Source organism: Streptomyces sp. LUP47B, assembly GCF_001746295.1.
Classification (GTDB): Bacteria; Actinomycetota; Actinomycetes; order Streptomycetales; family Streptomycetaceae; genus Streptomyces.
In genome coordinates this window covers 110,527-136,261 of record NZ_MJAH01000024.1, presented here as the reverse complement: position 1 = coordinate 136,261, position 25,735 = coordinate 110,527, and the positions used below count along the sequence as shown (strand labels likewise).

Sequence of the window (25,735 nt, the reverse complement as noted above, 5' to 3'; positions counted from 1 at the left end):
GCTCCGGCCGCCGCTCCGGCTCAGGCCGCTCCGGCCGCCAAGCCGGCCGCCGCGAAGCCCGCTGCCGCCGCGAAGCCCGCCGCCGCCGCGGGTTCCTCCGCGGAGGGCCCGGAGATGGTGACCCTGCGCGGTCCCGCCGCCGCGGTCGCGAAGAACATGAACGCCTCCCTGGAGCTGCCCACGGCCACGTCCGTGCGCGCGGTCCCGGTGAAGCTGCTCTTCGACAACCGCATCGTCATCAACAACCATCTGAAGCGCGCCCGGGGCGGGAAGATCTCCTTCACGCACCTGATCGGCTACGCGATGGTGCAGGCCATCAAGGCCATGCCGTCGATGAACTGGCACTACGCGGAGAAGGACGGGAAGCCCACCCTCGTCAAGCCGCCGCACGTCAACTTCGGCCTCGCCATCGACCTGGTGAAGCCCAACGGCGACCGCCAGTTGGTCGTCGCGGGCATCAAGAAGGCCGAGACGCTGAACTTCTTCGAGTTCTGGCAGGCATACGAGGACATCGTCCGCCGCGCCCGTGACGGCAAGCTGACGATGGACGACTTCTCGGGTGTGACGGTCTCCCTGACGAACCCGGGCGGCCTCGGCACGGTCCACTCCGTGCCGCGTCTGATGCCCGGCCAGTCGGTCATCATGGGCGTCGGCTCCATGGACTACCCGGCGGAGTTCCAGGGCACCTCCCAGGACACCCTGAACAAGCTCGGCATCTCGAAGGTCATGACGCTCACGTCGACCTACGACCACCGGGTCATCCAGGGCGCCGCCTCCGGCGAGTTCCTGCGGATCGTCGCGAACCTCCTGCTCGGCGAGAACAACTTCTTCGACGAGATCTTCGAGGCGCTGCGCATCCCCTACGAGCCGGTCCGCTGGCTCAAGGACATCGACGCCTCGCACGACGACGACGTCACCAAGGCCGCCCGCGTCTTCGAGCTGATCCACTCCTACCGGGTCCGCGGCCACGTCATGGCCGACACCGACCCGCTGGAGTACCGCCAGCGCAAGCACCCCGACCTGGACATCACCGAGCACGGCCTCACCCTGTGGGACCTGGAGCGGGAGTTCGCGGTCGGCGGCTTCGCCGGCAAGTCCCTGATGAAGCTGCGCGACATCCTCGGTGTGCTGCGCGACTCGTACTGCCGCACCACCGGCGTCGAGTTCATGCACATCCAGGACCCGAAGCAGCGCAGGTGGATCCAGGACCGCATCGAGCGCTCGCACACCAAGCCGGAGCGCGAGGAGCAGCTGCGCATCCTGCGCCGGCTGAACGCGGCGGAGGCCTTCGAGACCTTCCTGCAGACGAAGTACGTCGGCCAGAAGCGCTTCTCCCTTGAGGGCGGCGAGTCCGTCATCCCGCTGCTCGACGCTGTGCTGGACTCGGCCGCCGAGTCCCGCCTGGACGAGGTCGTCATCGGCATGGCCCACCGCGGCCGGCTGAACGTCCTGGCGAACATCGTCGGCAAGTCGTACGCGCAGATCTTCCGCGAGTTCGAGGGCAACCTCGACCCGAAGTCGATGCACGGCTCCGGCGACGTGAAGTACCACCTGGGCGCCGAGGGCACCTTCACGGGCCTGGACGGCGAGCAGATCAAGGTCTCGCTGGCCGCGAACCCCTCCCACCTGGAGACGGTCGACCCGGTCATCGAGGGCATCACCCGCGCCAAGCAGGACATCATCAACAAGGGCGGCACGGACTTCACGGTCCTGCCGGTCGCCCTGCACGGCGACGCGGCCTTCGCGGGCCAGGGCGTGGTGGCCGAGACCCTGAACATGTCGCAGCTGCGGGGTTACCGCACCGGCGGCACGGTCCACATCGTCATCAACAACCAGGTCGGCTTCACGGCCGCCCCGGAGTCCTCCCGCTCGTCGATGTACGCGACGGACGTGGCGAGGATGATCGAGGCCCCGATCTTCCACGTGAACGGCGACGACCCGGAGGCCGTGGTCCGGGTGGCCCGGCTGGCCTTCGAGTTCCGCCAGGCGTTCAACAAGGACGTGGTGATCGACCTCATCTGCTACCGCCGCCGCGGTCACAACGAGTCGGACAACCCGGCCTTCACCCAGCCGCTGATGTACGACCTGATCGACAAGAAGCGCTCGGTGCGCAAGCTGTACACCGAGTCCCTGATCGGTCGCGGCGACATCACCCTGGAAGAGGCCGAGCAGGCGCTGCAGGACTACCAGGGCCAGCTGGAGAAGGTCTTCACCGAGGTCCGCGAGGCCGTCACGGCCCAGCCGGCCGCCGGACCCGTCTCCGACCCGCAGGCCGAGTTCCCGGTCGCCGTGAACACCGCGATCTCCTCGGAGACCGTGAAGCGGATCGCCGAGTCCCAGGTCAACATCCCCGACACCTTCCACGTCCACCCGCGTCTGCTGCCGCAGCTGCAGCGCCGGGCGTCGATGGTCGAGGACGGCACGATCGACTGGGGCATGGGCGAGACGCTGGCCGTCGGCTCCCTGCTCCTGGAGGGCACCCCGGTCCGGCTGTCCGGCCAGGACTCCCAGCGCGGCACCTTCGGTCAGCGCCACGCGGTCCTGATCGACCGGGAGACGGGCGAGGAGTACACCCCGCTCCAGTACCTCAACGAGGACCAGGCCCGCTACAACGTCTACAACTCCCTCCTGTCCGAGTACGCGGTCATGGGCTTCGAGTACGGCTACTCGCTGGCCCGCCCCGACGCGCTCGTGCTGTGGGAGGCGCAGTTCGGTGACTTCGTCAACGGCGCGCAGACGATCGTCGACGAGTACATCTCGGCGGCGGAGCAGAAGTGGGGCCAGACGAGCGGTGTGACGCTGCTCCTCCCCCACGGCTACGAGGGCCAGGGCCCGGACCACTCGTCCGCGCGCGTGGAGCGCTTCCTCCAGCTCTGCGCCCAGAACAACATGACGGTCGCGATGCCGACCCTCCCGTCGAACTACTTCCACCTCCTGCGGTGGCAGGTGCACAACCCGCACCACAAGCCGCTGGTGGTCTTCACCCCGAAGTCGATGCTGCGCCTCAAGGCCGCCGCGTCGAAGACGGAGGAGTTCACGTCGGGTCAGTTCCGCCCGGTCATCGGCGACACGTCGGTGGACGCGGCCGCGGTCAAGAAGGTCGTCTTCTGCGCCGGCAAGGTCTACTACGACCTCGACGCCGAGCGTCAGAAGCGCGGTGTCACGGACACGGCGATCATCCGCGTCGAGCGCCTGTACCCCCTTCCGGGTGCCGAGCTCCAGGCGGAGATCGCCAAGTACCCGAACGCCGAGAAGTACCTGTGGGCCCAGGAGGAACCGGCGAACCAGGGCGCGTGGCCCTTCATCGCCCTCAACCTGATCGACCACCTGGACCTGGCGGTCGGCGCGGACATCCCGCACGGCGAGCGGCTGCGGCGGATCTCCCGCCCGCACGGCTCGTCCCCGGCCGTCGGTTCCGCCAAGCGGCACCAGGCGGAGCAGGAGCAGCTCGTGCGTGAGGTGTTCGACGCGTAACCGCTCTCGCGGGCAGTACGTGACCGGGCCGCATCCCTCTTCGAGAGGGGTGCGGCCCGGCCGTTTCGGCACACTTATCCTTGAGCCATGTACTTCACGGACCGTGGCATCGAGGAACTGGAGAAGCGGCGCGGTGAGGAGGAGGTCACCTTCGAGTGGCTCGCCGAGCAGCTGCGGACGTTCGTCGACCTCAATCCCGACTTCGAGGTGCCGGTGGAGCGGCTGGCCACCTGGCTGGCCCGGCTGGACGACGAGGACGACGAATAAGGCCGTACGGCTTCTCCACCGCGGGGCGCCCCTGAGGTGCCCCGCTTCGCGTTCCGGTGCGACCGGCCGTGGGGTCAGTCGCGGGGGTGCGTCAGGTCGTACGACAGCCCGAGCGCCCCGTGGGCCAGCAGCAGGGCTCCCGCGGTGAGCCAGCCGCCGCTGCGGTGGCGCAGGCCCCAGGCGGCCAGCGGGAGGCCTGCCGCCATCTGGGCCAGGGCCAGGGTGCGGGCCTTCGGGTCGCCGGACCAGGGGAGCCAGGGGGTGAGGCGGCGGCCCGCGACCACTTCGAGTTCGCCGCGGACCGTCTGCCAACCCTCCCACTCGATCGGGCGGGCGTCCGGCCGGTCCCGGGCCACCTCGCACAGGCGGTCGGCCGGTGCGCCGGGAGCCAGGCCTGCGGGGAGGTCCAGGCCCACGCGCGTGAGGACCGCGAGCAGGCCGCGCAGGCGGGCGCCGGCGTCGGCGGCCGGGTCCGGTTTCGTGAGGTGGTCGAGGGACTGGACGTCCAGGACCGGGTCGAGGCCCAGGCGGGCCGCGAAGGTGCGCATGGCCTCGTCCTCGCCCGCCGGCGTGCCGTTGGCGAGCCAGACGTAGCCCACGGGGCGGCGGAAGCCGGACCCGAGGGTGTAGCCGCCGCGGTCGGCATCCCACCACAGGGCGAGAACGGGCCAGGGAGCGCCGACGGCCAGGGCGGTGGCCCAACCCGTCATGACGCGGTCGACCGGCTCCTCACCGTGCAGCCACGGCCCGCCTTCCGGCACGAGGACGCTCCAGCCTTCGCCCGCGCGCGTGAGCAGCATGCGGTCCCGCAGCAGCCGGGCGGCGGGGGCGACGGAATCCGGCTCGGCCCGGCAGAGCAGCAGGGCGCCGGGGGCGGGACCGGGGCGACCGGTACGGGAGGTGGCTTCCGTCGACATGGTCACACGCTAGGGCGATTTGCGGTGGTTGGTCATATCTGAGGCCTGGGGCGTCCCCGGAAAGAGTGTCTTGACTTTCGAACCCCACGATATATCGTGAATTGCAGGAGACGCGATATGGCGCGTTGCTACGGGGAGGTCTGCACCATGTCCGAGTGGTCCGTCACGGAGCCCAGGAAACTCACCTTCGACGAGCCCGTACGCGAACTTCACGTGCGCATCGTCAACGGAACGGTGAACGTGGTGGGCACGGAAGAAGGTTCCGCGCGCCTGGAGGTGTCCCAGATCGAGGGACCGCCCCTGGTCGTCACCCAGGAGGGCGGGACCCTCACGGTGGCCTACGAGGACCTGCCCTGGAAGGGCTTCCTCAAGTGGCTCGACCGCAAGGGCTGGCGGCGCAGCGCGGTGGTCTCGCTGGCCGTGCCGGCCGACACCCGGGTCGAGGTGGGTGTGGTCAGTGCCGCGGCCGTCGTGTCGGGGGTGCGCGGTCCGTCGGTGGTGAAGGGGGTCAACGGCGACACGACCCTCGTCCGCCTCTCCGGCCCCGTCCGCGCCGACACCGTCTCCGGGAACCTGGAGGCCCAGGCCGTCACCGGTGACCTGCGCTTCAACTCGGTCTCCGGGGATCTCACCGTCGTGGAAGGCTCCGGGCCCTCGGTGCGGGCCGACTCGGTCAGCGGCTCGATGATCGTGGACCTCGATCCGGAGGGCCCCACCGAGGTCCGGCTGACCAGTGTCTCGGGTGAGATCGCCATCCGGCTCCCCCAGCCGGCGGACGCGGAGGTGGAGGCCAACACCGCGAGCGGGACGATCTCCAACGCCTTCGACGGCCTGCGCGTGCACGGCCAGTGGGGCGCCCACAAGGTCACGGGCCGTCTCGGCGCCGGCACCGGCAAGCTGCGAGCGACCACCGTCTCCGGCTCCATCGCCCTTCTGCGCCGCCCACCCCGGGAGGACGAGGAGGAGCCGTGGGAGACGGATCCCTTCGTGAAGGACGCCGACACGTCCACCGGACCGGCCGCCGCCACCGACCCGGTGGATGGCGGGGGCGGCGCCTCGGGGGACAATTCCCTTTCCGGCCAGGCCGACCACCCCACGGACGACCACGACCCCACGGACGACCCGACGGACGACCCGACCCGCGCCCCGGCCGACGGCACGACCGACAAGAAGGTGCTCTGACATGCCTCCCGTCTTCGCCCACGGCCGACTCCGTCTCTACCTGTTGAAGCTGCTGGACGAGGCCCCGCGCCACGGCTACGAGGTGATCCGGCTCCTGGAGGAGCGTTTCCAGGGCCTCTACGCCCCCTCGGCCGGCACCGTCTACCCCCGTCTGGCCAAGCTAGAGGCGGAGGGCCTGGTCACCCACACCACCGAGGGCGGCCGCAAGGTGTACGCCATCACGGACGCGGGCCGCGCCGAGCTGGCCGACCGCAGCGGTGAACTGGCCGACCTGGAGCTGGAGATCCGCGACTCGGTCGCCGAGCTCGCCGCCGAGATCCGGGCCGATGTGCGCGGCGCGGCGGGTGATCTGCGGCGCGAGATGCGGGCTGCCGCGACCCAGGCCCGCCGGGGCGATGGCACCAAGGAAGGCACCGGCGAACACGAGGGCCCCTTCGGGGACTTCACGGAGTACGCCGACAAGGAGGCGTGGCGCACCGCCAAGGAGGAGATGCGCCGCGTCAAGCAGGAGTGGAAGGAACAGGCCCGGCGCGCCAAGGACGAGAGCCGCCGTGCCCGCGAGGAGGCCCAGCGGGCCCGCCGTCAGGCCAAGGAGGCCCAGGACCGGGCCCGGGAGCAGGCGCAGGAGGAGGTACAGCGCATCGCCAAGCGCGTCCAGGAGCAGGTGCAGGACCACTTCGCGCGCGGCGACTGGCCGACGGGGGTGCGCGAGGGGCTGACCGAACTGGCCAAGGAGTTCGGCGAGTTCGGGAAGGACTACGGCAAGGAGTTCGGGAAGGACTTCGGCTTCGGCCGGGGCGGCGCGAGGTCCGAGAAGGCCGAGGGGACGCCACCCGCCCCCCAGTACTCGCCCACCCCGGAGGACTTCCCCGCCGAGTACGAACCGTCCTGGGCCCACGAGGACTCCACCGGCAACCCGGCCCGCGATCTGGACCGCCTGCTCGACCGCTTCCGCGACGACATCCGCGACGCGGCCCGCGACCACGGCATCACCGCCGACCAGGTCCGGGACGCCCGCCGCCATCTGTCGACGGCGGCGGCCCACATAGGAGCACTGCTGCGAGCGCCGAAGGCGTGAGCCGGCCGGGCGCCGCCGTCCTGGACGTCGGCGCCCCGCGGGGCTCAGCCGGCCTTCGCCTCTCCCTCGCCGTAGAGGACACGCACGACCGACTCGTAGGTCACCCCGTGATCGGCGAGAACCTCCCCCGGCACCCCCGGCCGGACGGTCAGGGCCAGCAGGATGTGCTCGTCGCCGATATGGCGGTCCCGCCGGGCCACGGCGATACGGAGCGCCTTCTCCAGGATCTCCTTGGCGCCCCGCCCGAACGAGCGCCGCCCGGACAACCACCCCTTGTCCTTCCGATCTCCGGACATCGCCCCGACCCCGTGCACCTCCTCGACCCGGGCGACGATCTCCGAGACGTCGATGCCGAGCCCGGCCAGCGCCTCGGCGTCCGCCTGGGACAGCCCGGCCCGCCGCCGGGCTTCACCCAGCGCCTCCCGTACGGCGTCCCCACGCTCGGCGAGCCCGAGAGCGGCCAGGGCGAACGAAGCACGACTGCCCTCCCGCTCCAGCAGGGCGAGCAGCAGATGCTCGGTCTCCACCGAGCCCGCCCCGGCCCCCTCGGCATGCTCGACCGCGCCCATGACCACCGTCCGGGCGTCCTTCGTGAACCGCTCGAACATCAATGCCTCCCGTACTTCTTGTGCACGGCCTGCCTGCTCACTCCGAGTTCCGCGGCGATCTCCTGCCACGACCAGCCCTGATTGCGCGCACTGCGCACCTGCACCGACTCCAGCTGCTCCAGCAGCCTGCGCAGCGCGGCGACGGCACGCAGCCCCACGCGGGGATCGCGATCGCCGGCGCGCTCGGCGAGATCCGTTGCTTCGGTCATATTGTCAACCTACGTTGACGCCAGACACCTGTCAACCACAATTGACAAACGTCGGCGGCCGATCCGAAACCGGACCGGCCGCCGACGCGAAGAGAAAGAAGAGATCAGCTGTTCGTGAGCACGATCTTGCCGAACTGCTCACCGGACTCCACCCGTTGGAAGCCCTCACGCGCACGGTCCATAGGCAGCACCTCGTCGATCACGGGCCGCACACCCGTCGCCGCGCAGAACGCGAGCAGGTCCTCCAGCTCGTCCTTGGTCCCCATGGTCGAACCGACGACCTTGAGCTCCAGGAAGAAGATCCGGGTCAGTTCGGCGTGCGAGGGGCGGTCGCCGCTCGTGGCGCCGGAGATGACCACCGTGCCGCCCGGCTTGAGCGACTTCACCGAATGCGACCAGGTGGCCGCGCCCACCGTCTCGATGACGGCGTCCACCCGCTGCGGCAGCCGCGCGCCCGACTCCAGCGCCTCCACGGCCCCGAGCTCCACCGCACGCTTGCGCTTGGCCTCGTCCCGGCTGGTGGCGAAGACCCGCAGCCCCGCGGCCTTCCCCAGCACGATCGCGGCCGTGGCGACGCCACCGCCCGCGCCCTGCACCAGCACGGAGTCCCCGGGCCGCACCCCGGCATTCGTGAACAGCATCCGATACGCCGTCAGCCAGGCCGTGGGCAGACAGGCGGCCTCCGCGAAGGACAGCTCCTTCGGCTTGGGCAGGACGTTCCAGGTCGGCACGGCAACCTGTTCGGCGAACGTCCCCTGATAGCGCTCGGTGAGGATGGAACGGGGTTCCTTGGGGCCGATGCCGTGCCCGCTCTGCCCGATGACGGAGTGCAGGACGACCTCGTTGCCGTCCTCGTCGACACCGGCGGCGTCACAGCCGAGGATCATCGGCAGCTTGTCCTCCGCGAGGCCTACGCCGCGCAGGGACCAGAGGTCATGGTGATTGAGGGAAGCGGCCTTGACGTCGACGACGCTCCAACCCGGGCGAGCTTCGGGGGCCGGGCGCTCCCCCGACTCCAGTCCCGAGAGCGGGTTGTCGCGGTCGATTCGGGCGGCGTAGACAGCGAACATGACCTTGACGATAGGCAACGGGGGCTGCGCGGGGAACCGGGTCGCGTTGTGACACACGCCCTGTTGCGGTTTGGGGGCAGGGGGTTGTCGAACGAGTGCGGGCCGGTGGCGGCTGGTCGCGCAGTTCCCCGCGCCCCTGGGGAGCTTCAGTCCCCTGCGCCACGACGGGCCGATCCGCACCTCACGCGCCACGACGAACCGTTCGCCGTACCGTGCGCCAGGACGGGCCGTTGGCCGCGTACGGCGCGAAGGGGCCGGGGTGGGGGGTGTCCGCCCGCAGCGGCCGGCGTCCGTTACCGAGACCTGCTCAAGGGACCGAGCCGCCGGACCGAGGACGGACACCCCCCACCCCGGCCCCGACCCACCCACCGAACCCCACGCGCTACACCAGCCCCCACCGAAGCCGAAACAGGCCGCCGCAGGCACCCAGGGGCGCGGGGAACTGCGCAAAACGCCCTCCCCCACCCAACCCACAGCCACCCGATCAGCCCCACCCGAAGGCAAAGAAACGGCCCCGCCCGGAAACCACACCCGGACGAGGCCACCTCACACCCGAAAAGGCTCAGCGGCGAGCAACACCCTCAGCCCGAGCCGCCGCGGCAACCGCCGCCGTGACCGCCGGAGCCACCCGCTCGTCGAACGGGGACGGAATCACGTAGTCCGCCGCCAGATCGTCCCCGACCACCGCGGCCAGCGCCTCGGCCGCCGCGATCTTCATGCCCTCCGTGATCCGCGAGGCCCGCACCTGCAGCGCCCCCGCGAAGATCCCCGGAAACGCCAGCACGTTGTTGATCTGGTTCGGGAAGTCGGACCGCCCGGTGGCCACGACGGCCGCGTACTTGTGCGCGACATCCGGGTGCACCTCGGGGTCCGGGTTGGCCATCGCGAACACGAAGGCGCCCTCCGCCATGGAGGCGACGGCCGACTCCGCGACCGTACCGCCGGACACGCCGATGAAGACGTCCGCACCCGCGAGCGCGCCCTCCAGCGACCCCGACAGCCCCGCCTTGTTCGTGAACCCGGCCACCTCCCGCTTCACGGACGTGAGGTCGTCCCGGTCGGCGGACACGACACCCTTGCGGTCGGCGACGGCGACATCCCCGATGCCCGCCTCGACGAGCATCTTGGCGATGGCCACGCCCGCCGCGCCCGCACCGGAGATCACCGCACGAAGATCCCCGATCGACCGCCCGCTCAGCCGGGCCGCGTTCCGCAGGGCGGCCAGCGTCACGACCGCGGTCCCGTGCTGGTCGTCGTGGAACACGGGAATGTCGAGCCGCTCCTGGAGCCGCCGCTCGATCTCGAAGCACCGAGGAGCCGAGATGTCCTCGAGGTTCACGCCACCGAAGGACGGCGCGAGACGGACCACCGTCTCGATGATCTCGTCGACGTCCGTGCAGGCCAGCGCCAGCGGAACCGCGTCCACGCCGCCGAACTGCTTGAACAGGATCGCCTTGCCCTCCATGACCGGGAGGGAGGCCTCGGGCCCGATGTCACCGAGCCCCAGCACGGCCGTACCGTCCGTCACGACGGCGACGACCGACGACTTCCACGTGTAGTCGTGGACGAGGTCCGGCTGCTCGGCGATGGCGCTGCACACCTTCGCCACGCCGGGCGTGTACGCGAGGGACAGGTCGTCCTTGTCACGGACCGGCACGGTGGCCTGCACAGCCATTTTGCCGCCGCGGTGCAGCGCGAACGCGGGGTCGATGGAATCGAGGGGCTCCGCCCCTCCGTCCTGTCCCGTATCGCTGTCGCTGCGAGGATTGACGATCTCCGCTGCCACTTTGTCTTACCCCTTAGGTCTGCATGGTTTGAGGGTGGCCACTCCTGGTTGAGAAGTGGGCGGGCACCGCGTACGGCCCTGGTGACTGATGCGTACGGGCCGGTACACGACGGGCGCGCCGCACACGCGCCCTGAGCCCCGGATGAGGGGTGTAAAGAACCTTCTTACCGGACGACCGGCGTCGAGGACGAGTCCAATACGTCCAAGGTCACATGCCGGAACGTAAATCGATCATCGATCATCGGAGGCCGGTGACATGAATCATGGAGGGCCATCCGGACAAACCCTCGGCAGCCCCTTGACGATCACCCGACAGCCGCTCAACCGACCCCGGGCCCGCCCCGTCCCGATCACCCGCGCCGCGATTCGCGCCGGAGACCTTCCGGCCGGAAGGACGGATTCCAGCAGATTTCCGCAGATGAGGCGGTCATGACGTGCCGACCTCGTACGGTTCGGGGGTCACCCGTTATCCGATTTTGACATGGCGTGTGCCCTGAATGGCTGTGTCCGAATGGCAAGATGCCGTCATCACACGAGGTCGCGACACTCGAAGGCGTGTGCTCTCGTCGACCCACGGCACCCGTCGAACCCATCGGCGGCTGCCTGCCCCATCGGCAACTCGACCCATCCGCCGGAGGAACCCACCATGACCGCAAGCTCCACCCGTCGTACGACCGCCGCGCACTCCCGGCTAGCAGCGGTCGGTGCGATCGCGGTCGCAGGCGCGCTGATTCTCACCGGTTGCGGTGACCAGACGGACAAAAGCAGCGACAGCAGCACGTCGGACTCGTCCGCGTCCTCCGCACCCCTTGCCTCCAAGCTCCCCGCCGACATCCGCAAGGCGGGCGTCATCAAGGTGGGCTCCGACATCGCGTACCCGCCGGTCGAGTTCATGCAGAGCGGCAAGGCCGTCGGCATCGACCCTGACGTCGCGGATGCCCTCGGCAAGCAGCTGGGCGTGAAGTTCGACTTCCAGAACGGCAAGTTCGCGCAGCTCATCGTGGGTCTGCAGTCCAACCGCTTCAACGTGATCATGTCGGCGATGAACGACACGAAGGACCGCCAGAGCGGCATCGACTCGGACTCCGGCAAGAAGGTCGGCAACGGCATCGACTTCGTCGACTACTTCACCGCCGGCACCTCGATCCTGGTCCAGAAGGGCAACCCCAAGGGCATCAAGTCCCTGGACGACCTGTGCGGCAAGACCGTGGCACTGCAGCAGGGCACCACCTCCGAGGGCATCGCCCAGAAGCAGAGCAAGAAGTGCACGAAGGACGGCAAGAAGGCCATCTCGCTGCAGACCTTCGACACCGACCCCGAGGCGCTGCTCCGCCTCAAGCAGGGCGCGTCCGTCGCCGACCTCAACGACTTCCCGGTCGCGGCGTACAACGCGAAGACCTCGGGCGGCGGCAACGACTTCGAGGTCGTCGGCGAGCAGATCGAGGCCGGCCCGTACGGCATCGGCGTCAGCAAGGAGAACACCCAGCTGCGTGACGCCCTCCAGGCGGCCATGAACGCGATCATCAAGAACGGCGAGTACACCAAGATCATGGAGAAGTGGAACGTCACGGACGGCGCGGTGACAGAAGCCAAGATCAACGGCGGCTCCTGACCTGCCTGACGCACCACTGAAGGGCAGTCACTGTGACCGACATTGTCGACAAGGCTCCGACGCCGTCAGTGCCGCCGGAGCAGATCAAGGCCATCCCGGTGCGCCACTACGGCCGCTGGGTGGCCGCTGCGGCGGTCATCGCCGTCATCGTGCTGATCGGGATCGCGTTCTCCAACGCGAAGATCAACTACAACATCATCCCGGACTACCTCACGGACGACCTGATCCTGTCCGGCGTCTGGCACACGCTGTACATCTCGGTGCTCGCCATGGTGGTGGGACTCGTCCTGGGCGTCATCCTCGCGGTGATGCGGATGTCGTCGAACCCGGTCACCAGCACGGTGTCCTGGCTCTACATCTGGTTCTTCCGCGGCACCCCGGTCCTGGTGCAGCTCCTCCTCTGGTACAACATCGCCCTCGTCTTCCCCGTCCTCAACCTGGGGTTCTACAAGGACGAGATGAACGACGTGATGACGCCGTTCCTGGCGGCCCTGCTCGGTCTCGGCCTGAACGAGGCCGCATACATGTCCGAGATCGTCCGGGCCGGCATCCAGTCGGTCGACGAGGGGCAGACGGAGGCCTCGCACGCGCTGGGCATGACCCAGGGCAAGACGCTCCGGCGGGTGGTCCTCCCCCAGGCCATGCGCGTGATCGTGCCGCCGACCGGCAACGAGTACATCAACATGCTGAAGACCTCGTCGCTCGCCTACGCGGTCCAGTTCAACGAACTGATCAAACGGGCACAGGACGTCTCCAGCACCACGCTCGCGGTCGTCGAGATGTACTTCGTGGCGTCGATCTGGTACCTGATCCTGACCAGCGTCTTCAGCGTCGGCCAGTACTACCTGGAGCGCCGTTACGCCCGCGGCTCGATGCGCACCCTGCCGCTGACCCCGCTGCAGCGCCTGCGGAAGAACCTCCATCTGTTCGGTTCGTTCCGCCGTCCGGAGGTGACCCGATGAGCAATCTCATCAAGGACAGCGTCCCGAGCGCCGGCGACCATCCCATGGTCAAGGCCGAGGGCGTGCACAAGTCCTTCGGGCTCGCGCACATCCTCAAGGGCATCGACCTGGAGGTGAACCCGCGCGAGGTGTTCTGCCTGATCGGCCCGTCCGGCTCCGGCAAGTCCACCTTCCTGCGGTGCATCAACCACCTGGAGAAGATCAGCGCCGGGCGGCTGTCCGTCGACGGCAGGCTGGTCGGCTACCGGCAGAGCGGCGACAAGCTCTACGAGCTGAAGGAAAAGGAAGTGGCCGCCCAGCGGCGGGACATCGGCATGGTGTTCCAGCGCTTCAACCTCTTCCCCCACATGACGGCGCTGGAGAACATCGTGGAGGCGCCCGTCCAGGTCAAGGGCGAGTCCAAGGCCGTCGCCCGGGAGCGGGCGGAGCGGCTCCTCGACCGGGTGGGCCTCGCCGAACACAAGGACCACTACCCCTCCCGGCTCTCCGGCGGTCAGCAGCAGCGCGTCGCCATCGCGCGGGCGCTGGCGATGGAGCCGAAGCTGATGCTCTTCGACGAGCCGACCTCGGCGCTCGACCCCGAGCTGGTCGGCGAGGTCCTCGACGTGATGCGCGACCTCGCGGCGGACGGCATGACGATGATCGTCGTCACCCACGAAATGGGCTTCGCCCGCGAGGTCGGCGACAGCCTGGTCTTCATGGACGACGGCGTGGTGGTCGAGTCCGGCCACCCGCGCGATGTCCTGACGAACCCACAGCACGAGCGGACGCAGTCGTTCCTCTCGAAGGTGCTCTGACGGTACGACCGAGCAAGGGGCGGTACGAGGATCTCGTACCGCCCCTTGCTCATGCGCTCTGCCGTCGAGCTCTACTTCAGCGCCAGCAGCAGCGTGTCCGAAGGCGAGCACCACACCGGCCGGGCCTCTCCGAAGCCCTTCTCGCGCAGCACGCGTGCGTGCCAGGCGGCGGACGGCATGTCCCCGTCGGCGTGCTCGCCGTAGATCTCGAAGCGGCGCGCCGTAGGCCCGGCAAGGACGGGGTCCTCGGCGGCGACCTGCCACCATGCGGCCCAGTCGAGGGCGCCGTCCCGCTTGGCCCGATCCATCTGCGCGTGACGCTGCGCGCGTTCGGCCGCGTTGATCCGGGGCGTGGTCTCGTCGATCATGTGGTCGGCGTTCATGAAGACACCGCCGTCTCGGACGAGTTCCGCGATCCGGCCGTAGAGAGCCGCGAGGGGTTCGCTGTGCAGCCAGTGCAGGGCCGTGGCGGTCAGGACGGCGTCGTACGTGTCGTACGGCAGCTTCGCGGGCCAGTCGGGGTCCTTGAGGTCGGCCGTCACGAGGGTGACCCGCTCGTCGTCCGCGAACGTGCCCTCGGCGATGGTGAGCAGCGCCGGGTCGAGGTCCACGCCGGTGCTGGTGGCCTCGGGGAACCGGGCGAGCAGCCTGGCCGTGATGGTTCCCGTACCGCACGCGAGGTCGAGCACGCGCGGCCGGGGCCCGACGAGGGCCTCGACCATGTCGAGCATCACCCGGAACCGCTCCTCGCGGTCCGGCATGTACCACTCCTGCTGCCGGTCCCAGCTCTCCTGCCAGGCCTGCCAGTCGGTGCCGACACCAGTCGTCATGGGAGCCCCCTGTCCGCTCACTGTCGTAATACCCTGGAAGCACGATCAGCTGTTACCCGACCGTGCCACGACGATAGAACGCCTCCGTAAGGACTACAAGTGGAACTGGCCTATTACTCGGACTACGCCGTACGTCTGGTCAACAGCGAGGACCCGGCCCGCGGCAAGGACACCCTGACCTCGGTGGAGGCCGTCCGCGACCTGTTCGGCGGCTACGGCACGGGCGCCCGCCGCGCCACCGACGCCGACGTCACCCGCTTCCGTTCGGTCCGGGCCCGGCTGCGGTCGGTCTTCGAAGCGGCGGACAACGGCGACGAGACGCTCGCGGTGGACCTGCTGAACTCGCTCCTGCTGGAGTTCCCGGTGAGCCCGCAGATCTCCGGGCACGACTTCCGCGACGACGACGGCCGCCCGCTGTGGCACATGCACCTGGCGGACCACCCGTCCAACGCCACCGCCGGGTACGCGGCGATCGCGGCGATGGGCCTGGCGTTCCACCTCACCGAGTACGGCGTGGACCGCCTGGGCCTGTGCGAGGCCGCGCCCTGCCGCAACGCCTACCTCGACACCTCGACGAACCGCTCCCGGCGCTACTGCTCCGACCGCTGCGCCACCCGCGCCAACGTGGCCGCCTACCGGGCCCGCAAACGCCTGGAGGCCGACCGGTCGGGGAAGACGGGCCGCACGGCGGACAGCGCCCAGCGCGCGGCGGCCAGCGGCGAGCGCTGACCCGGCTTGAGCGGCCGGTAACGCAGCCGGGCCTTGCCCAGCACGAGTTCCTCCGGGACGACGCCGTAGTCCGTGCTGTCGCCGCCCGCGAACGCGTTGTCCCCGAGCACCCACCAACCGCCCTCGCGCCGCTCGACGGCCCGCTTGACGACGAGCAGGTCCTGCTGGAACGGATGCCGCAGCACCACGATGTCACCGGGGCCGACCCTGGCCCCCCAGTGCACGACGAGCTGGTCACCGTGCTGGAGCGTGGGCACCATCGACGGCCCGGTCACCTCGGCCACCCCGACAAAGGGCAGCAATGACCTCTCCCGCTCGGTCTCCTGCGACAGCTCCGGCATCCCCGGCACCTCCCCGGTACGTTCATCCACCAGTCTCAGTTTGACCCCGGACTTTTGTCCTAAGCCCATGGGGGCACCCGCGAATTCGCCTCTCCCAGGGAGTAATGTCGCACCTGAGAAGACGATCACGAGGAAGGAATGCTCCATGCTTTCCCGCCTGTTTGCCCCCAAGGTCAAGGTCAGCGCACACTGCGACCTGCCCTGCGGTGTGTACGACCCGGCCCAGGCCCGCATCGAGGCGGAGTCGGTGAAGGCCGTGCAGGAGAAGATGGCCGCCAACGACGACCCGCACTTCCAGACGCGTGCCACGGTCATCAAGGAGCAGCGCGCCGAGCTCGCGAAGCACCACGTTTCCGTGCTCTGGAGCGACTACTTCAAGCCCCCGCACTTCGAGAAGTACCCGGAGCTGCACCAGCTGGTCAACGACACCCTCAAGGCCCTCTCGGCCGCCAAGGCGTCGACCGACCCGGCCACCGGTCAGAAGGCTCTGGACTACATCGCCCAGATCGACAAGATCTTCTGGGAGACCAAGAAGGCCTGACTCCCGGGTCTGCAGACGTGTGGAAGGGGCTCGGCCGGCTGATACCGGCCGAGCCCCTTCCGCGTAGGACGTCAGCTGAGCACGAGCAGCACGGCCAGTGCGACGAGCAGGGAGTCGATCCGGTCCAGCAGGCCGCCGGAGCCCGGCAGCCAGTGGCCGGCGTCCTTGACCTGGGCGCCCCTCTTGATCATGGATTCCAGCAGGTCCCCGGCCGGTCCGCCGACTGCCACCGCGACGGCCATCGGTGGGCTCAGCGCGGACAGCACGGCGAGCACGCCGAGCCCGGCCGCGGCCCCGGCCAGGGTCCCGCTCCACCGCTTGGCCGGTGACAGCAACGACAACCGCGGCCCACCCAGCCGTCGTCCGGCGAAGTACGCCGTGATGTCGGCGACCGAGACCGCCACGAACAACGCCAGCGCGCTCGCCCCGAGCGGCACCAGCGCGGCCAGGACACTCAGCCACGCCAGCCCCAGCAGTCCGGCGCCGAGCCGTCGCAGCCCTTGGTCGGCGTCGCCGGTCACCAACGGCACCGCGGCCAGCGCGAGCGCCCCGACCGCCAGTGCCCGAAGCACCTCTCCGGGCGCCAGCCAGGTGGTCAGCACCACGCCCGCCACCGCCGCGGCCAGCACCGCACGGTCCACCGGGCCCAGCAGCATCAGCCCGCCGAACTCCAGAACCGCGATCACCCCGACCACGACGGCGAGGGCCGCGGTACCCGGCTCGCCCCACCAGAACGCCCCGGTGACCAGGGGCACGCCGACCGCCCAGGCGCACCACCGGACCATCAGTTCGCGGCGCCCGGAGACCGCCACCGCGACACCGCCCAGGGCCAGCGCCCCACCGAGGTACGGCGCCAGCGAGGCCACGGTGATCACCGAGCGGCTGCCGTGGCGGGCGTCGGCCGCAGCACGTCCAGGGCAGCCCGGCACGCCGCCGCGATGCGCGCGTTCTCGGCGGTGTCCCGGACCGCGATGCGCACGGTGCGCCCCTCGTACCGCGGCGACAACGGCGACAGGTCGCGCAGATACACACCGTGGCGGCGGCACTCGTGCACCAGTTGCGCGGCACTCGGTCCGCCCGGCGGCAGAGTGACCGAGAGGAAGTTGGCCACCGACTCCTCGACCGTCACGTCCGGCGCCGACCCGGCCAGATCCGCCGCAAGTCCCCGACGCAGGGCGTGCGTGGCGTGCCAGCGGTCGAGGTAGTACTCCGGAGCGCGCAGCGCCGCCACGGCGGCCAGCTGGGCCGGCAGACTGACCGGCCAGGGCGGAGTCCAGCGGCGCAGTTCCGCCGCCGTGGCCGGTTCGGCCACCGCGTACGCGGCCCGCATGCCGGACAGCGCGTACATCTTCGACAGCGAGGTGCAGACGGTCACCCGCGGGTCCGTCGCGGCGAGGCCGGCGAGTGACTCGTCCAGACCCACGTAGCCCAGGTACGCCTCGTCGATCCACCAGTGGGTGCGGTCCGGCGCGGCCGCGATCAGTGCGCGCAGTCCGGCCGCCGGCGCGTGCATCCCTGTCGGATTGTTCGGGTTGACCACCACCACGAGGTCGTAGCGGCCGGAGCGGACGGCCGCTGCCAGCCGGTCCGGATCGATCCGCCAGCCGTCCTCACGGCGCAGCGGGAACCGGTCCACCCGGCATCCGATCACCCGCTCGGTGACGTGGGCGTACTCGCCGTAGCACGGGTCGGTCAGCAGCACCCGGCTCTGCGGGGTCAGCCGGCGGCCGAACGCCCGGAAGATCAGGTCGGACGAGCCGGCGCCCACCGCCAGCGCGTCCTGCGGCAGCCGCCGGGCCGCGGCGATCTCCGCCGACAGACCCTCGGCGCCGGACGGCGGCGAGGTACGGGCGGACCAGTCCGGGTCGTCCACGAGGGCCGCCCGCACTCCGGGGGCCGGCGGGAACCAGGCGTCCAGCACATCGGCCATGACGATGTCGTGCCGCCTGTGCAGGGTGCGGAAGTCCGTGCCGATGGCGGTGAACGAGGCACCGCCGTGTTCGCAGCCGTCCGGCCGGGGCGCGAACGGCATGTCGAGCCGCCAGTCCACCACGGACCGCAACCGCTCCAGGGCGCTGCCGTGCCGCTCCCCGGCCCGCCTGGTCAGCTCGGGCACATCGCCGGTCAGCACCTCGAACGTCACCGCCCCGCTGCGGACGGTACGGCCGACCGGGCGCAGACCGACGGCCCGGTACATGTCGAGCACTTCCGTGCGCCCCATCGCCACCACCCGGCGGCCGCCCCGGGAGGCGATCCAGCGCAGCGCCGCGTACATCAGCAGGGGCGCCGCCGAGGTGGCGCGCCAGCGCGGCTCGACGGTGAGGATGCGCACCTCGAACACGTCGTGGCCGGACAGCGCGGGAAGTTCGTCGCGGGTCAGGTACTTGTCCAGCCCGAACCGCCCCAGCCAGGGCGGAGTGAGACTGACGAAGCCGATGCGGGCCGTTCCGCGCGCCGCGACGAGGTAGACGTTGTCACCGTCGAGACCGTCGCGCAGCCGCTCGGACGGATCCGGCGCGTGCTGGCCCAACTCCTGGGCGTAGACCCGGTGACGCAGTTCGTGGATCCAGTCGAGATCCTCGGAAGTGGCTGAGCGCAGCTGCAGGTCACGAACCATGAGCACCTCTTTCGACGCGGGTGGGTTGCATCATGGAAAACCCGCGTCGCCCCCGCCAGGGCCGAGCACCCCTACCGGCCTGAGTACGTGTACTCAGGCGCGGTCGCCCCCTGTGTGCTCCGGCACCCGGCCCGCTCTCGCCACGCCTCCTAGTCCTCGCCCGCCTCCAGCAGTCCGGCTGCCGCGCCCACGATCCTCGGGTCCGGCGTGCCGACCACCTCGTCGTCCTTGCCGGTGTAGTCGAAGCGGGCCAGCACGCTGCGCATGGCCTCGACTCGGGCCCGCTTCTTGTCGTTGCTCTTGACCACCGTCCAGGGCGCGAACTGGGTGTCCGTCTCACGGAACATGGCGACCTTGGCGGCGGTGTAGTCGTCCCAGCGGTCCAGGGACGCGAGGTCCATGGGGCTGAGTTTCCACTGCCGTACGGGGTCGATCTGACGGATGGTGAAACGGGTGCGCTGCTCGCCCTGGGAGACCGAGAACCAGAACTTCAGCAGGTCCACGCCGTCGTCGACGAGCATCCGCTCGAACAGCGGGGCCTGCCGCATGAAGCGCCGGTACTCGTCGTCCGTGCAGAAGTCCATGACCCGCTCCACCCCGGCCCGGTTGTACCAGGACCGGTCGAACAGCACGATCTCGCCCGCGGTCGGCAGATGTTCGACGTATCGCTGGAAGTACCACTGCCCGCGCTCGCGCTCGGTGGGCTTCTCCAGCGCCACCACCCGCGCGCCACGGGGGTTCAGGTGCTCCGTGAAGCGCTTGATGGTGCCGCCCTTGCCGGCCGCGTCCCGCCCCTCGAAGACGATGACGAGCCGGCGCCCGGTCTCCTTGATCCAGCTCTGCAGCTTCAGCAGTTCTATCTGCTGGAGCCGCTTGTGCCAGTCGTACTCCTTGCGCTCCATGCGGTGCGCGTAGGGGTAGTTCTCTCGCCAGGTGTCGATCGCGCTGCCGTCCGGGCGGATCAGGACGGGGTCGTCGGGGTCGGTGTAGTCGACCTTCAGATCGGTCAGCAGGGGCGTCATCGTTGCTCCCCTCTCGTCTCGGTGGATCAGTGGAACTGCGGCACGATCAGATAGATGCCGTACGCCACCACCGCCGCGCAGGCGAGGAAGCACAGGCCGGCCTGGGCGATGCCGAGTGTGGAGGTGCCACCACCGCCATCCTCCCTCGTCCCCTCGAAGCGGGCGAGGCCCAGGACCCCGAGGGCGAAGACGACGACCACGGCGACGGTGACGCCGACGCTCACCGCGGTGACCTGGCCGAGTGCGGACCAGTCGATGCTCATGACAGGAACTCCTGGGAGGGTCAGGCGGCCGTACCGACGCGGGCCGGCGGCTCGGTGCGGAGGGTGACCTCGTGGGCGTCGTTGACGTTGTGCGCGCTGACCGGGTTGCGGCGCGAGAGCAGCACGATGCCCGCGGCGACGGCGGCACCGACCAGCGCGACGACGACCGTGCCGAAGTTACCGCCGTGCTTCACGGCGCTCGCCGATATGCCGCCGACCAGCGCGGCCGCCGGCAGGGTGATCAGCCAGGCCGCGACCATGCGCCCGGCGATGCCCCAGCGGACCTCCGCCAGCTTCCGGCCGAGGCCCGCGCCGAGGATGCTGCCCGAGGCGACCTGGGTGGTCGACAGCGCGAAACCGAGGTGGGCGGAGGTCAGGATGACCGTCGTGGACGCGGTCTCCGCGGCGAAGCCCTGCGGGGACTGGATCTCGGTGAGGCCCTTGCCCATGGTGCGGATGATCCGCCAGCCGCCGAGGTAGGTGCCCAGACCGATCGCGAGACCGGCCGAGGCGATGACCCAGACCGGCGGACCGGCGTCATGGCCGAGCGCGCCCGCCGAGATGAGGGTCAGCGTGATGACGCCCATGGTCTTCTGGGCGTCGTTGGTGCCGTGCGCGAGGGAGACGAGGGACGCGGAGGCGATCTGACCGAGCCGGAAACCCTTGGTCACCGAGTCCTTGCGGGCACGGGCGGTGAGCTTGTAGGCGAAGTACGTGGCGATCAGCGCCGCCACACCGGCCACCACCGGCGAGGCCACCGCGGGGATCAGGATCTTCTCGACCACCTTGTCGAAGTGCACGCCGTGGGAGCCGGCCCCGACCCACACCGCGCCGATGAGTCCGCCGAACAGGGCGTGCGACGAGCTCGACGGCAGGCCGACCAGCCAGGTCAGCAGGTTCCACAGAATCGCTCCGACCAGCCCCGCGAAGATCATCCCCGGTGAGACGAGGGTGTCGTCCACGATGCCGCCGGAGATCGTCTTGGCGACCTCGGTCGACAGAAAGGCGCCGACGATGTTCAGGATGCCGCTCACCAGGACCGCGGTCCTGGGTTTCAGTGCGCCGGTCGCGATGGACGTCGCCATCGCGTTGGCCGTGTCATGGAATCCGTTGGTGAAGTCGAAAGCCAGGGCCGTGACGATGACGACCGCCACGAGGAACGTGATGTGGTCCATGCCTCTCATGGGAGCAAGCGCTTCCGTACGGCAGGCGAACGCGAGGCAAAGCCCGTTCCAGATCCACGCGCCCAGCTCGTGTGCGTCGTGCGATGCTGGCGTGATGGTGAGCATCGAGGACCTGGTGCGGCTGCGGCAGGCGCGGGACCGGATGGACCGCGAGTACACCGAGCCGCTCGACGTGACCGCCCTCGCCAGCACCGCGCTGATGTCACCGGGCCACTTCCAGCGCAGTTTCCGCGCCGAGTTCGGTGAGACGCCGTACGGCTATCTCATGACCCGGCGCATCGAGCGCGCGAAGGCGCTGCTGCGGCGTGGGGACCTGTCCGTCACCGAGGTGTGCATGGCCGTGGGGTGTACGTCCCTCGGGTCCTTCAGCTCGCGCTTCACGGAACTGGTGGGCGAGACACCGAGCGCGTACCGCGCCCGCTCCCACGAGGAGATCGCGGGGATCCCGCCGTGCGTGGTCCGCAGGCACACCCGGCCCCGACGGGCCTAACGTGAAGCCATGGACATCAGACTCAAGAACTGCTTCATCGCCGTGGACGACCACGACAAGGCGATCGCGTTCTACCGGGACGTCCTGGGCATGGAGGTGCGCGGTGACGTCGGGTACGAGGACATGCGCTGGGTGACGGTCGGCTCGCCGCTCCAGCCGGACGTGGACATCGTCCTGGAGCCGCCCGCCGCCGATCCCGACGCCTCCCCCGCGGACAAGGAGGCCATGGCCCGCTTGCTGGCCAAGGGGCTGCTGCGGGGGGTCAACTTCACCACGTCCGACTGCGACGCGTTGTTCGCCCGGGTGCGGGAATCGGGAGCGGAGGTGATCCAGGAGCCCACCGACATGCCGTACGGAGTGCGGGACTGCGCTTTCCGGGATCCGGCGGGGAACATGCTGCGGTTCATGGAAGCGCCGAAGTAGGGCGCCTACGATCACGGCATGACTACCCGCTGGACGTACGCCTTCGTTGACCGGCCCGTGTCACGATTCGCTCAGGCCTGCGACTTCTGGACCGGCGCCACCGGCACCCGGTTGTCCGAACCGCGGGGCGAGCGGCGGGAGTTCGTGACCCTCCTGCCGCCCGGCGGGGCCGACGCCTGCGTCAAGGTCCAGGCCGTCGCCTCCGGACCCGGCGGTGCCCATCTCGACTTCTGCGTGGACGACGTGCGGAAGTTCGCCAAGGCCGCGGAGGCGCTCGGCGCGCATGTGGTCGCCGACCAGGGCACGTTGGTCGTGCTCCGCTCCCCCGCCGGCCAGTTGTTCTGCGCCAATCCCTGGCGCGGGCAGTCGACCCGCCCGCCGGTGGTCCGCGGCACCCGCCTCGACCAGGTCTGCCTCGACATCCCGCCCTCCCTCCACGACGCCGAAGTAGCCTTCTGGGCCGCCCTGTTGCCCGACTGGGAATCCCGCTCCGGCTCGCTCCCCGAATTCCATGTGCTCACGCCGCCGGCCGGCCTCCCGGTCCGCATCCTCCTCCAGCGCCTCGACGAGGAACGCCCCGTCTCCGCCCATCTGGACCTCGCCTGCGCGGACATCGGGGCGACGCGGGCCGAACACGAGCGCCTGGGCGCCGAGTTCGTCGCCGAGGGCAGGAGCTGGACGGTGATGAGGGACCCGGCGGGCGGCACCTACTGCCTGACGGGCCGGGACCCGGAGACGGGCGGGCTGCCTAGCGGGTCCTGAAGAAGCACAGGGTCCGGCCCTGCGCGTCGGGCGTGGAGCGGGAGCACGCCGTCTCCCACCCTTCCGGGAGCGAGGGCGTCGGACTCGCCCGCTCCCACACGTACGGCCCCGACGGCTCGTCCGAGTCCTGGAGCCAGAGCGTCAGCCCACCCGCCGCGACCACGAGGACCGCCCACACCAGCAGGATCCGGCGCCATAAGCGACGGCGACCGCTCACCCCCACGGCTCCACGTCGACGACGGCATCCACCGGGATCGGCCCGTAGACGTGCGGGAACTCCTCGGCACCGGGCTCGGGGGCCTCGTACTTCAGTGGTACGTCCAGCCGGGCGGGGTCGATGACGAGGAGCACCAGTTCGTCGGGACCGTCGTAGGAGCCGTACAGGAAGGCGGCGACGGCGGGCAGTTGCTCGCGCGTCGAGCAGTGGATGAACCCCTCCTCCTGGACGGTGCGGCCGCGCGTGGACATCTCGTACGTGCCCCGGGCGCGCGCCTCGTCCCACAGGGAGCGTTCCGTGAGGTGCAGGATGGGTGTCGTGGACATGGGGTCCACGTTAGGGCCTCAGCCGGGCCGCCCGCCCCTGCAAATAGCGCTGCTCGGGCAGGCTCAGGGTCTTCGCCGCCGCCGACTCGTACGCGGCACGCGCCTCGTCGTGGGAACCTGCCCGCTCCAGCAGATGCGCACGCACCGCGCCCAGCCGGTGCCCCAACTCGTCGTCCAGGTCTTCGAGTTCCGCGAGCCCCGCCTCCGGACCGTGCACCATCGCGACCGCGACCGCCCGGTTCAGCCGCTCCACGGGCCCGGGCACGAGCCGTACGAGAACGTCGTACAGGCCGAGGATCTCCTGCCAGTCGGTCGCCTCCGGTGCGGGCGCCTCGTCGTGTACGGCGGCGATGGCCGCGCGGATCTGGTAGGGCCCGGCACGGCGGCGGGCCAGCGCCCGGGTGACCAGCGCGACGCCCTCCTCGATCGCCGCCTTGTCCCAGCGGGCGCGGTCCTGTTCGTCGAGAGGAACCAGGTCGCCGTCGGGGCCGGTGCGGGCGTCGCGGCGGGCGTCGGTGAGGAGCAGCAGGGCGAGCAGGCCCGTGATCTCGCAGTCGTCGGGCAGGAGACGGTGGACCGTGCGAGTCAGACGGATCGCCTCGCCCGCGAGGTCGCGCCGCTGGAGGGCCGGACCCGAGGTCGCCGTGTGACCCTCGTTGAAGATCAGGTAGAGGGTCTGCAGGACGGCGGGCAGCCGCTCCTCCCAGTTCTCCGGCCGGCCGAAACCGACGCCCCGCACCTTCTGTTTGGCCCGGCTGATGCGCTGGGCCATGGTCGCCTCGGGGACGAGATACGCCCGCGCGATCTCCGCCGTGGTCAGACCACCGACCGCGCGCAGGGTGAGCGCGATCTGCGCGGACGCGGTGAGCTGCGGATGGCAGCACAGGAACAGCAGGGACAGGGTGTCGTCCTCGCGCGGCGCACGGCCGGCGACGGTCGTGTCCCGCACGCTCAGCGCCGCCACCCGCTCCTCCCGCGCCCGCCGCGCCTCCTCCGCACGCAGCGCGTCGGTCAGCCGCCGCGAGGCCACCTTGATGAGCCAACCGCGCGGATTGCCGGGCACCCCTGCCGACGGCCACTGCCCGGCCGCGGCGAGCAGGGCCTCCTGTACGGCGTCCTCGGCGGCGTCGAAATGGCCGTACCGCCTGACCAGCGCGCCGAGGACCTGCGGCGCGTGCAGGCGCAGCAGGTCCTCGGTCTCGGTGGTTCCGCGCACGGTCCTCAGATGTCCCCGGCGCCGTCCAGGATGGGCCGGATCACCACCGGGTAGTCGGGGGCGCCGGCGGGCTGGGGGCACTGGGCGATGCGCTCGGCGATCTCCGAGACGCGCTCCAGGCTCTCGCACTCCAGCACCCAGTAGCCGCACAGCAGCTCCTTGGTCTCGCTGTACGGCCCGTCGGTGATCACGGCCTTGCCGTCCGCGTCCCGGCTGACGTGCCGTACCTTCGCGGGCTCGGCGAGCCCCTGAGCGTCGAGCAGCTCGCCGGTCTCGGACAGGTCGTCGTTGACGGCGCTCATGAACGCGTACATCGTCTGGATCTCCTGCTCGCTCCAGGCCGGGGAGTGCTCGGAGCCCTTGCCGCGCATGGCTTCGTAGTCGGCCTGCGTCCCCTGCACCATGACCAGGTACTTCATGATTCCGCTCCTTGGGCTTCGGCCGCCCCGTGCGGGCGGCTCTCACGGGGGACGTCGGAGCCGGGGACGGATTCTCGACACGGCTTCAGGAACTTTTTCCGGCGGGGGCGCCACCGTGGTCCTCGCCGGGCGCGGTGACCCTGTCGGCGTTCGCCTCGCACTCCGGGTTGTGGCACGGGCCGCCGACCCACACGGGGACCCACGCACCCAGCGTCTTGTGACGCCGTACGACTGTCTGTACCGGCTGTCCGCAGACGGGACAGACGTGTTCGTCGCTGTCCATGCCTTCAGGGTAGAGCGAGGGGGCCACGGGCGCTTCCCGCCGTCAGCCCTTCCTGCCGTCAGCCCTTGCTGTACGTCCGCAGCAGGACGCGGTGGTCGAGGCGGCGGACC

Annotated in this window: 29 protein-coding genes; 12 read left to right on the top strand and 17 right to left on the bottom strand. The window is 70.3% G+C overall.

Features of this window, described 5'->3' with window-relative positions:
- Both BFN33_RS44660 and BFN33_RS44655 read left to right on the top strand, forming a co-directional pair.
- On the top strand, positions 1 to 3,474 hold a 3,474-nt coding region (locus BFN33_RS44660), incomplete at its 5' end, for a multifunctional oxoglutarate decarboxylase/oxoglutarate dehydrogenase thiamine pyrophosphate-binding subunit/dihydrolipoyllysine-residue succinyltransferase subunit (RefSeq protein ID WP_079141349.1).
- A gap of 87 nt (positions 3,475 to 3,561) precedes the next feature.
- Complete coding sequence (locus tag BFN33_RS44655; protein WP_003992906.1) at positions 3,562 to 3,741, top strand: DUF6104 family protein; 180 nt, start codon at positions 3,562 to 3,564, stop codon at positions 3,739 to 3,741.
- A gap of 74 nt (positions 3,742 to 3,815) precedes the next feature.
- Here BFN33_RS44655 and BFN33_RS44650 read toward each other — a convergent pair whose 3' ends face one another.
- Positions 3,816 to 4,658, bottom strand: coding sequence for a hypothetical protein (locus BFN33_RS44650; RefSeq protein WP_069765962.1), 843 nt, complete (start codon positions 4,656 to 4,658; stop codon positions 3,816 to 3,818).
- 147 nt (positions 4,659 to 4,805) lie between these two features.
- Between BFN33_RS44650 and BFN33_RS44645 the strand changes: the two genes are divergently transcribed.
- Together BFN33_RS44645 and BFN33_RS44640 are read left to right on the top strand one after the other, a co-directional pair.
- The gene (locus BFN33_RS44645; RefSeq protein ID WP_069765961.1) at positions 4,806 to 5,840 is read left to right on the top strand and encodes a DUF4097 family beta strand repeat-containing protein; all 1,035 of its coding nucleotides are present in this window, start codon (positions 4,806 to 4,808) and stop codon (positions 5,838 to 5,840) included.
- A 1-nt stretch (position 5,841) separates the two neighbouring features.
- Positions 5,842 to 6,918 (top strand): PadR family transcriptional regulator, encoded by a 1,077-nt coding sequence (locus BFN33_RS44640; protein ID WP_069765948.1) that lies wholly within the window; start codon positions 5,842 to 5,844, stop codon positions 6,916 to 6,918.
- Positions 6,919 to 6,962: 44 nt separating this feature from the next.
- Here the strand turns inward: BFN33_RS44640 and BFN33_RS44635 are convergent, their stop codons facing one another.
- From BFN33_RS44635 to BFN33_RS44620, 4 genes are all read right to left on the bottom strand, one after another.
- The gene (locus BFN33_RS44635) at positions 6,963 to 7,526 is read right to left on the bottom strand and encodes a Clp protease N-terminal domain-containing protein (RefSeq protein ID WP_069765947.1); all 564 of its coding nucleotides are present in this window, start codon (positions 7,524 to 7,526) and stop codon (positions 6,963 to 6,965) included.
- Positions 7,526 to 7,735, bottom strand: coding sequence for an HTH domain-containing protein (locus BFN33_RS44630; protein WP_007384656.1), 210 nt, complete (start codon positions 7,733 to 7,735; stop codon positions 7,526 to 7,528). The genes BFN33_RS44635 and BFN33_RS44630 overlap by 1 nt, the downstream gene beginning before the upstream one ends.
- Positions 7,736 to 7,839: 104 nt before the next feature.
- The gene (locus BFN33_RS44625) at positions 7,840 to 8,805 is read right to left on the bottom strand and encodes a zinc-binding dehydrogenase (RefSeq protein WP_069765946.1); all 966 of its coding nucleotides are present in this window, start codon (positions 8,803 to 8,805) and stop codon (positions 7,840 to 7,842) included.
- Positions 8,806 to 9,367: 562 nt separating this feature from the next.
- Positions 9,368 to 10,591, bottom strand: coding sequence for an NADP-dependent malic enzyme (locus tag BFN33_RS44620; protein WP_069765945.1), 1,224 nt, complete (start codon positions 10,589 to 10,591; stop codon positions 9,368 to 9,370).
- A gap of 646 nt (positions 10,592 to 11,237) precedes the next feature.
- Here BFN33_RS44620 and BFN33_RS44615 point away from each other — a divergent pair.
- The 3 genes from BFN33_RS44615 to BFN33_RS44605 are packed head-to-tail and all read left to right on the top strand — an operon-like array spanning position 11,238 to position 13,962.
- Entirely contained in the window at positions 11,238 to 12,203 is a 966-nt protein-coding gene (locus tag BFN33_RS44615) for an ABC transporter substrate-binding protein (protein WP_069765944.1), read from the top strand.
- Positions 12,204 to 12,235: 32 nt separating this feature from the next.
- Positions 12,236 to 13,165: an amino acid ABC transporter permease gene (locus tag BFN33_RS44610; RefSeq protein WP_069765943.1), complete on the top strand. Its 930-nt coding sequence runs from the start codon at positions 12,236 to 12,238 to the stop codon at positions 13,163 to 13,165.
- Entirely contained in the window at positions 13,162 to 13,962 is an 801-nt protein-coding gene (locus BFN33_RS44605; protein WP_069765942.1) for an amino acid ABC transporter ATP-binding protein, read from the top strand. The genes BFN33_RS44610 and BFN33_RS44605 overlap by 4 nt, the downstream gene beginning before the upstream one ends.
- A 71-nt stretch (positions 13,963 to 14,033) precedes the next feature.
- On the opposite strand, the gene BFN33_RS44600 is transcribed toward BFN33_RS44605, so the two are convergent.
- Positions 14,034 to 14,792: a trans-aconitate 2-methyltransferase gene (locus BFN33_RS44600; protein ID WP_069765941.1), complete on the bottom strand. Its 759-nt coding sequence runs from the start codon at positions 14,790 to 14,792 to the stop codon at positions 14,034 to 14,036.
- A 99-nt stretch (positions 14,793 to 14,891) separates the two neighbouring features.
- Here BFN33_RS44600 and BFN33_RS44595 point away from each other — a divergent pair, with 99 nt between their 5' ends.
- Positions 14,892 to 15,521 (top strand): ABATE domain-containing protein, encoded by a 630-nt coding sequence (locus BFN33_RS44595; RefSeq protein WP_069765940.1) that lies wholly within the window; start codon positions 14,892 to 14,894, stop codon positions 15,519 to 15,521.
- Here BFN33_RS44595 and sodX read toward each other — a convergent pair.
- A complete protein-coding gene (sodX, locus tag BFN33_RS44590) occupies positions 15,425 to 15,862 on the bottom strand; it encodes a nickel-type superoxide dismutase maturation protease (protein ID WP_069765960.1) in 438 nt (145 codons plus the stop codon). The genes BFN33_RS44595 and sodX overlap by 97 nt on opposite strands.
- A 145-nt stretch (positions 15,863 to 16,007) precedes the next feature.
- On the opposite strand from sodX, the gene sodN reads away from it, so the two are divergent.
- The gene (sodN, locus tag BFN33_RS44585; RefSeq protein WP_069765939.1) at positions 16,008 to 16,403 is read left to right on the top strand and encodes a superoxide dismutase, Ni; all 396 of its coding nucleotides are present in this window, start codon (positions 16,008 to 16,010) and stop codon (positions 16,401 to 16,403) included.
- A 71-nt stretch (positions 16,404 to 16,474) separates the two neighbouring features.
- Here the strand turns inward: sodN and BFN33_RS44580 are convergent, their stop codons facing one another.
- The 5 genes from BFN33_RS44580 to BFN33_RS44560 all read right to left on the bottom strand — a co-directional run bounded on the left by BFN33_RS44580 (position 16,475) and on the right by BFN33_RS44560 (position 21,480).
- Positions 16,475 to 17,278: a phosphatidate cytidylyltransferase gene (locus tag BFN33_RS44580; protein WP_176742625.1), complete on the bottom strand. Its 804-nt coding sequence runs from the start codon at positions 17,276 to 17,278 to the stop codon at positions 16,475 to 16,477.
- Positions 17,275 to 19,020 carry a histidinol-phosphate aminotransferase family protein gene (locus BFN33_RS44575; protein WP_069765938.1) on the bottom strand — a complete coding sequence of 582 codons (1,746 nt, stop codon included), beginning with the start codon at positions 19,018 to 19,020 and terminating at the stop codon, positions 17,275 to 17,277. Before BFN33_RS44575 ends, BFN33_RS44580 begins: the two co-directional genes overlap by 4 nt.
- 149 nt (positions 19,021 to 19,169) lie before the next feature.
- Entirely contained in the window at positions 19,170 to 20,042 is an 873-nt protein-coding gene (ppk2, locus tag BFN33_RS44570; RefSeq protein WP_069765937.1) for a polyphosphate kinase 2, read from the bottom strand.
- Between the two features lie 26 nt (positions 20,043 to 20,068).
- Positions 20,069 to 20,305: a hypothetical protein gene (locus tag BFN33_RS44565; protein ID WP_069765936.1), complete on the bottom strand. Its 237-nt coding sequence runs from the start codon at positions 20,303 to 20,305 to the stop codon at positions 20,069 to 20,071.
- A gap of 20 nt (positions 20,306 to 20,325) precedes the next feature.
- Positions 20,326 to 21,480 (bottom strand): inorganic phosphate transporter, encoded by a 1,155-nt coding sequence (locus BFN33_RS44560; RefSeq protein WP_069765935.1) that lies wholly within the window; start codon positions 21,478 to 21,480, stop codon positions 20,326 to 20,328.
- Between the two features lie 103 nt (positions 21,481 to 21,583).
- Here BFN33_RS44560 and BFN33_RS44555 point away from each other — a divergent pair, with 103 nt between their 5' ends.
- The 3 genes from BFN33_RS44555 to BFN33_RS44545 are packed head-to-tail and all read left to right on the top strand — an operon-like array spanning position 21,584 to position 23,164.
- Positions 21,584 to 21,979 carry a helix-turn-helix transcriptional regulator gene (locus BFN33_RS44555; RefSeq protein ID WP_069765934.1) on the top strand — a complete coding sequence of 132 codons (396 nt, stop codon included), beginning with the start codon at positions 21,584 to 21,586 and terminating at the stop codon, positions 21,977 to 21,979.
- Positions 21,980 to 21,988: 9 nt separating this feature from the next.
- Complete coding sequence (locus BFN33_RS44550) at positions 21,989 to 22,402, top strand: VOC family protein (RefSeq protein WP_069765933.1); 414 nt, start codon at positions 21,989 to 21,991, stop codon at positions 22,400 to 22,402.
- Positions 22,403 to 22,420: 18 nt separating this feature from the next.
- Positions 22,421 to 23,164 carry a VOC family protein gene (locus BFN33_RS44545; protein WP_069765932.1) on the top strand — a complete coding sequence of 248 codons (744 nt, stop codon included), beginning with the start codon at positions 22,421 to 22,423 and terminating at the stop codon, positions 23,162 to 23,164.
- Here BFN33_RS44545 and BFN33_RS44540 read toward each other — a convergent pair.
- From BFN33_RS44540 to BFN33_RS44520, 5 genes are all read right to left on the bottom strand, one after another.
- Positions 23,151 to 23,381, bottom strand: coding sequence for a hypothetical protein (locus BFN33_RS44540; protein ID WP_256123043.1), 231 nt, complete (start codon positions 23,379 to 23,381; stop codon positions 23,151 to 23,153). The genes BFN33_RS44545 and BFN33_RS44540 overlap by 14 nt on opposite strands.
- Positions 23,378 to 23,707, bottom strand: a complete 330-nt coding sequence (locus BFN33_RS44535; RefSeq protein WP_069765957.1) for a DUF952 domain-containing protein — start codon at positions 23,705 to 23,707, stop codon at positions 23,378 to 23,380. The genes BFN33_RS44540 and BFN33_RS44535 overlap by 4 nt, the downstream gene beginning before the upstream one ends.
- Positions 23,708 to 23,717: 10 nt before the next feature.
- Positions 23,718 to 24,923 (bottom strand): RNA polymerase sigma factor, encoded by a 1,206-nt coding sequence (locus BFN33_RS44530; protein WP_069765931.1) that lies wholly within the window; start codon positions 24,921 to 24,923, stop codon positions 23,718 to 23,720.
- Between the two features lie 5 nt (positions 24,924 to 24,928).
- Positions 24,929 to 25,342 carry a YciI family protein gene (locus BFN33_RS44525; protein WP_069765930.1) on the bottom strand — a complete coding sequence of 138 codons (414 nt, stop codon included), beginning with the start codon at positions 25,340 to 25,342 and terminating at the stop codon, positions 24,929 to 24,931.
- Between the two features lie 85 nt (positions 25,343 to 25,427).
- Positions 25,428 to 25,625 (bottom strand): hypothetical protein, encoded by a 198-nt coding sequence (locus BFN33_RS44520; protein WP_069765929.1) that lies wholly within the window; start codon positions 25,623 to 25,625, stop codon positions 25,428 to 25,430.
- Between the last annotated feature and the right edge of the window lie 110 nt (positions 25,626 to 25,735).

Bases quoted from the DNA above. Each gene is read 5' to 3' on its own strand.
- BFN33_RS44655 (WP_003992906.1), top strand. From the start codon at position 3,562: ATGTACTTCACGGACCGTGGCATCGAGGAACTGGAGAAGCGGCGCGGT.
- BFN33_RS44650 (WP_069765962.1), bottom strand. From the start codon at position 4,658: ATGTCGACGGAAGCCACCTCCCGTACCGGTCGCCCCGGTCCCGCCCCC.
- BFN33_RS44645 (WP_069765961.1), top strand. From the start codon at position 4,806: ATGTCCGAGTGGTCCGTCACGGAGCCCAGGAAACTCACCTTCGACGAG.
- BFN33_RS44640 (WP_069765948.1), top strand. From the start codon at position 5,842: ATGCCTCCCGTCTTCGCCCACGGCCGACTCCGTCTCTACCTGTTGAAG.
- BFN33_RS44635 (WP_069765947.1), bottom strand. From the start codon at position 7,526: ATGTTCGAGCGGTTCACGAAGGACGCCCGGACGGTGGTCATGGGCGCG.
- BFN33_RS44630 (WP_007384656.1), bottom strand. From the start codon at position 7,735: ATGACCGAAGCAACGGATCTCGCCGAGCGCGCCGGCGATCGCGATCCC.
- BFN33_RS44625 (WP_069765946.1), bottom strand. From the start codon at position 8,805: ATGTTCGCTGTCTACGCCGCCCGAATCGACCGCGACAACCCGCTCTCG.
- BFN33_RS44615 (WP_069765944.1), top strand. From the start codon at position 11,238: ATGACCGCAAGCTCCACCCGTCGTACGACCGCCGCGCACTCCCGGCTA.
- BFN33_RS44605 (WP_069765942.1), top strand. From the start codon at position 13,162: ATGAGCAATCTCATCAAGGACAGCGTCCCGAGCGCCGGCGACCATCCC.
- BFN33_RS44600 (WP_069765941.1), bottom strand. From the start codon at position 14,792: ATGACGACTGGTGTCGGCACCGACTGGCAGGCCTGGCAGGAGAGCTGG.
- sodX (WP_069765960.1), bottom strand. From the start codon at position 15,862: ATGCCGGAGCTGTCGCAGGAGACCGAGCGGGAGAGGTCATTGCTGCCC.
- sodN (WP_069765939.1), top strand. From the start codon at position 16,008: ATGCTTTCCCGCCTGTTTGCCCCCAAGGTCAAGGTCAGCGCACACTGC.
- BFN33_RS44575 (WP_069765938.1), bottom strand. From the start codon at position 19,020: ATGGTTCGTGACCTGCAGCTGCGCTCAGCCACTTCCGAGGATCTCGAC.
- ppk2 (WP_069765937.1), bottom strand. From the start codon at position 20,042: ATGACGCCCCTGCTGACCGATCTGAAGGTCGACTACACCGACCCCGAC.
- BFN33_RS44565 (WP_069765936.1), bottom strand. From the start codon at position 20,305: ATGAGCATCGACTGGTCCGCACTCGGCCAGGTCACCGCGGTGAGCGTC.
- BFN33_RS44560 (WP_069765935.1), bottom strand. From the start codon at position 21,480: ATGGACCACATCACGTTCCTCGTGGCGGTCGTCATCGTCACGGCCCTG.
- BFN33_RS44555 (WP_069765934.1), top strand. From the start codon at position 21,584: ATGGTGAGCATCGAGGACCTGGTGCGGCTGCGGCAGGCGCGGGACCGG.
- BFN33_RS44550 (WP_069765933.1), top strand. From the start codon at position 21,989: ATGGACATCAGACTCAAGAACTGCTTCATCGCCGTGGACGACCACGAC.
- BFN33_RS44545 (WP_069765932.1), top strand. From the start codon at position 22,421: ATGACTACCCGCTGGACGTACGCCTTCGTTGACCGGCCCGTGTCACGA.
- BFN33_RS44535 (WP_069765957.1), bottom strand. From the start codon at position 23,707: ATGTCCACGACACCCATCCTGCACCTCACGGAACGCTCCCTGTGGGAC.
- BFN33_RS44525 (WP_069765930.1), bottom strand. From the start codon at position 25,342: ATGAAGTACCTGGTCATGGTGCAGGGGACGCAGGCCGACTACGAAGCC.
- BFN33_RS44520 (WP_069765929.1), bottom strand. From the start codon at position 25,625: ATGGACAGCGACGAACACGTCTGTCCCGTCTGCGGACAGCCGGTACAG.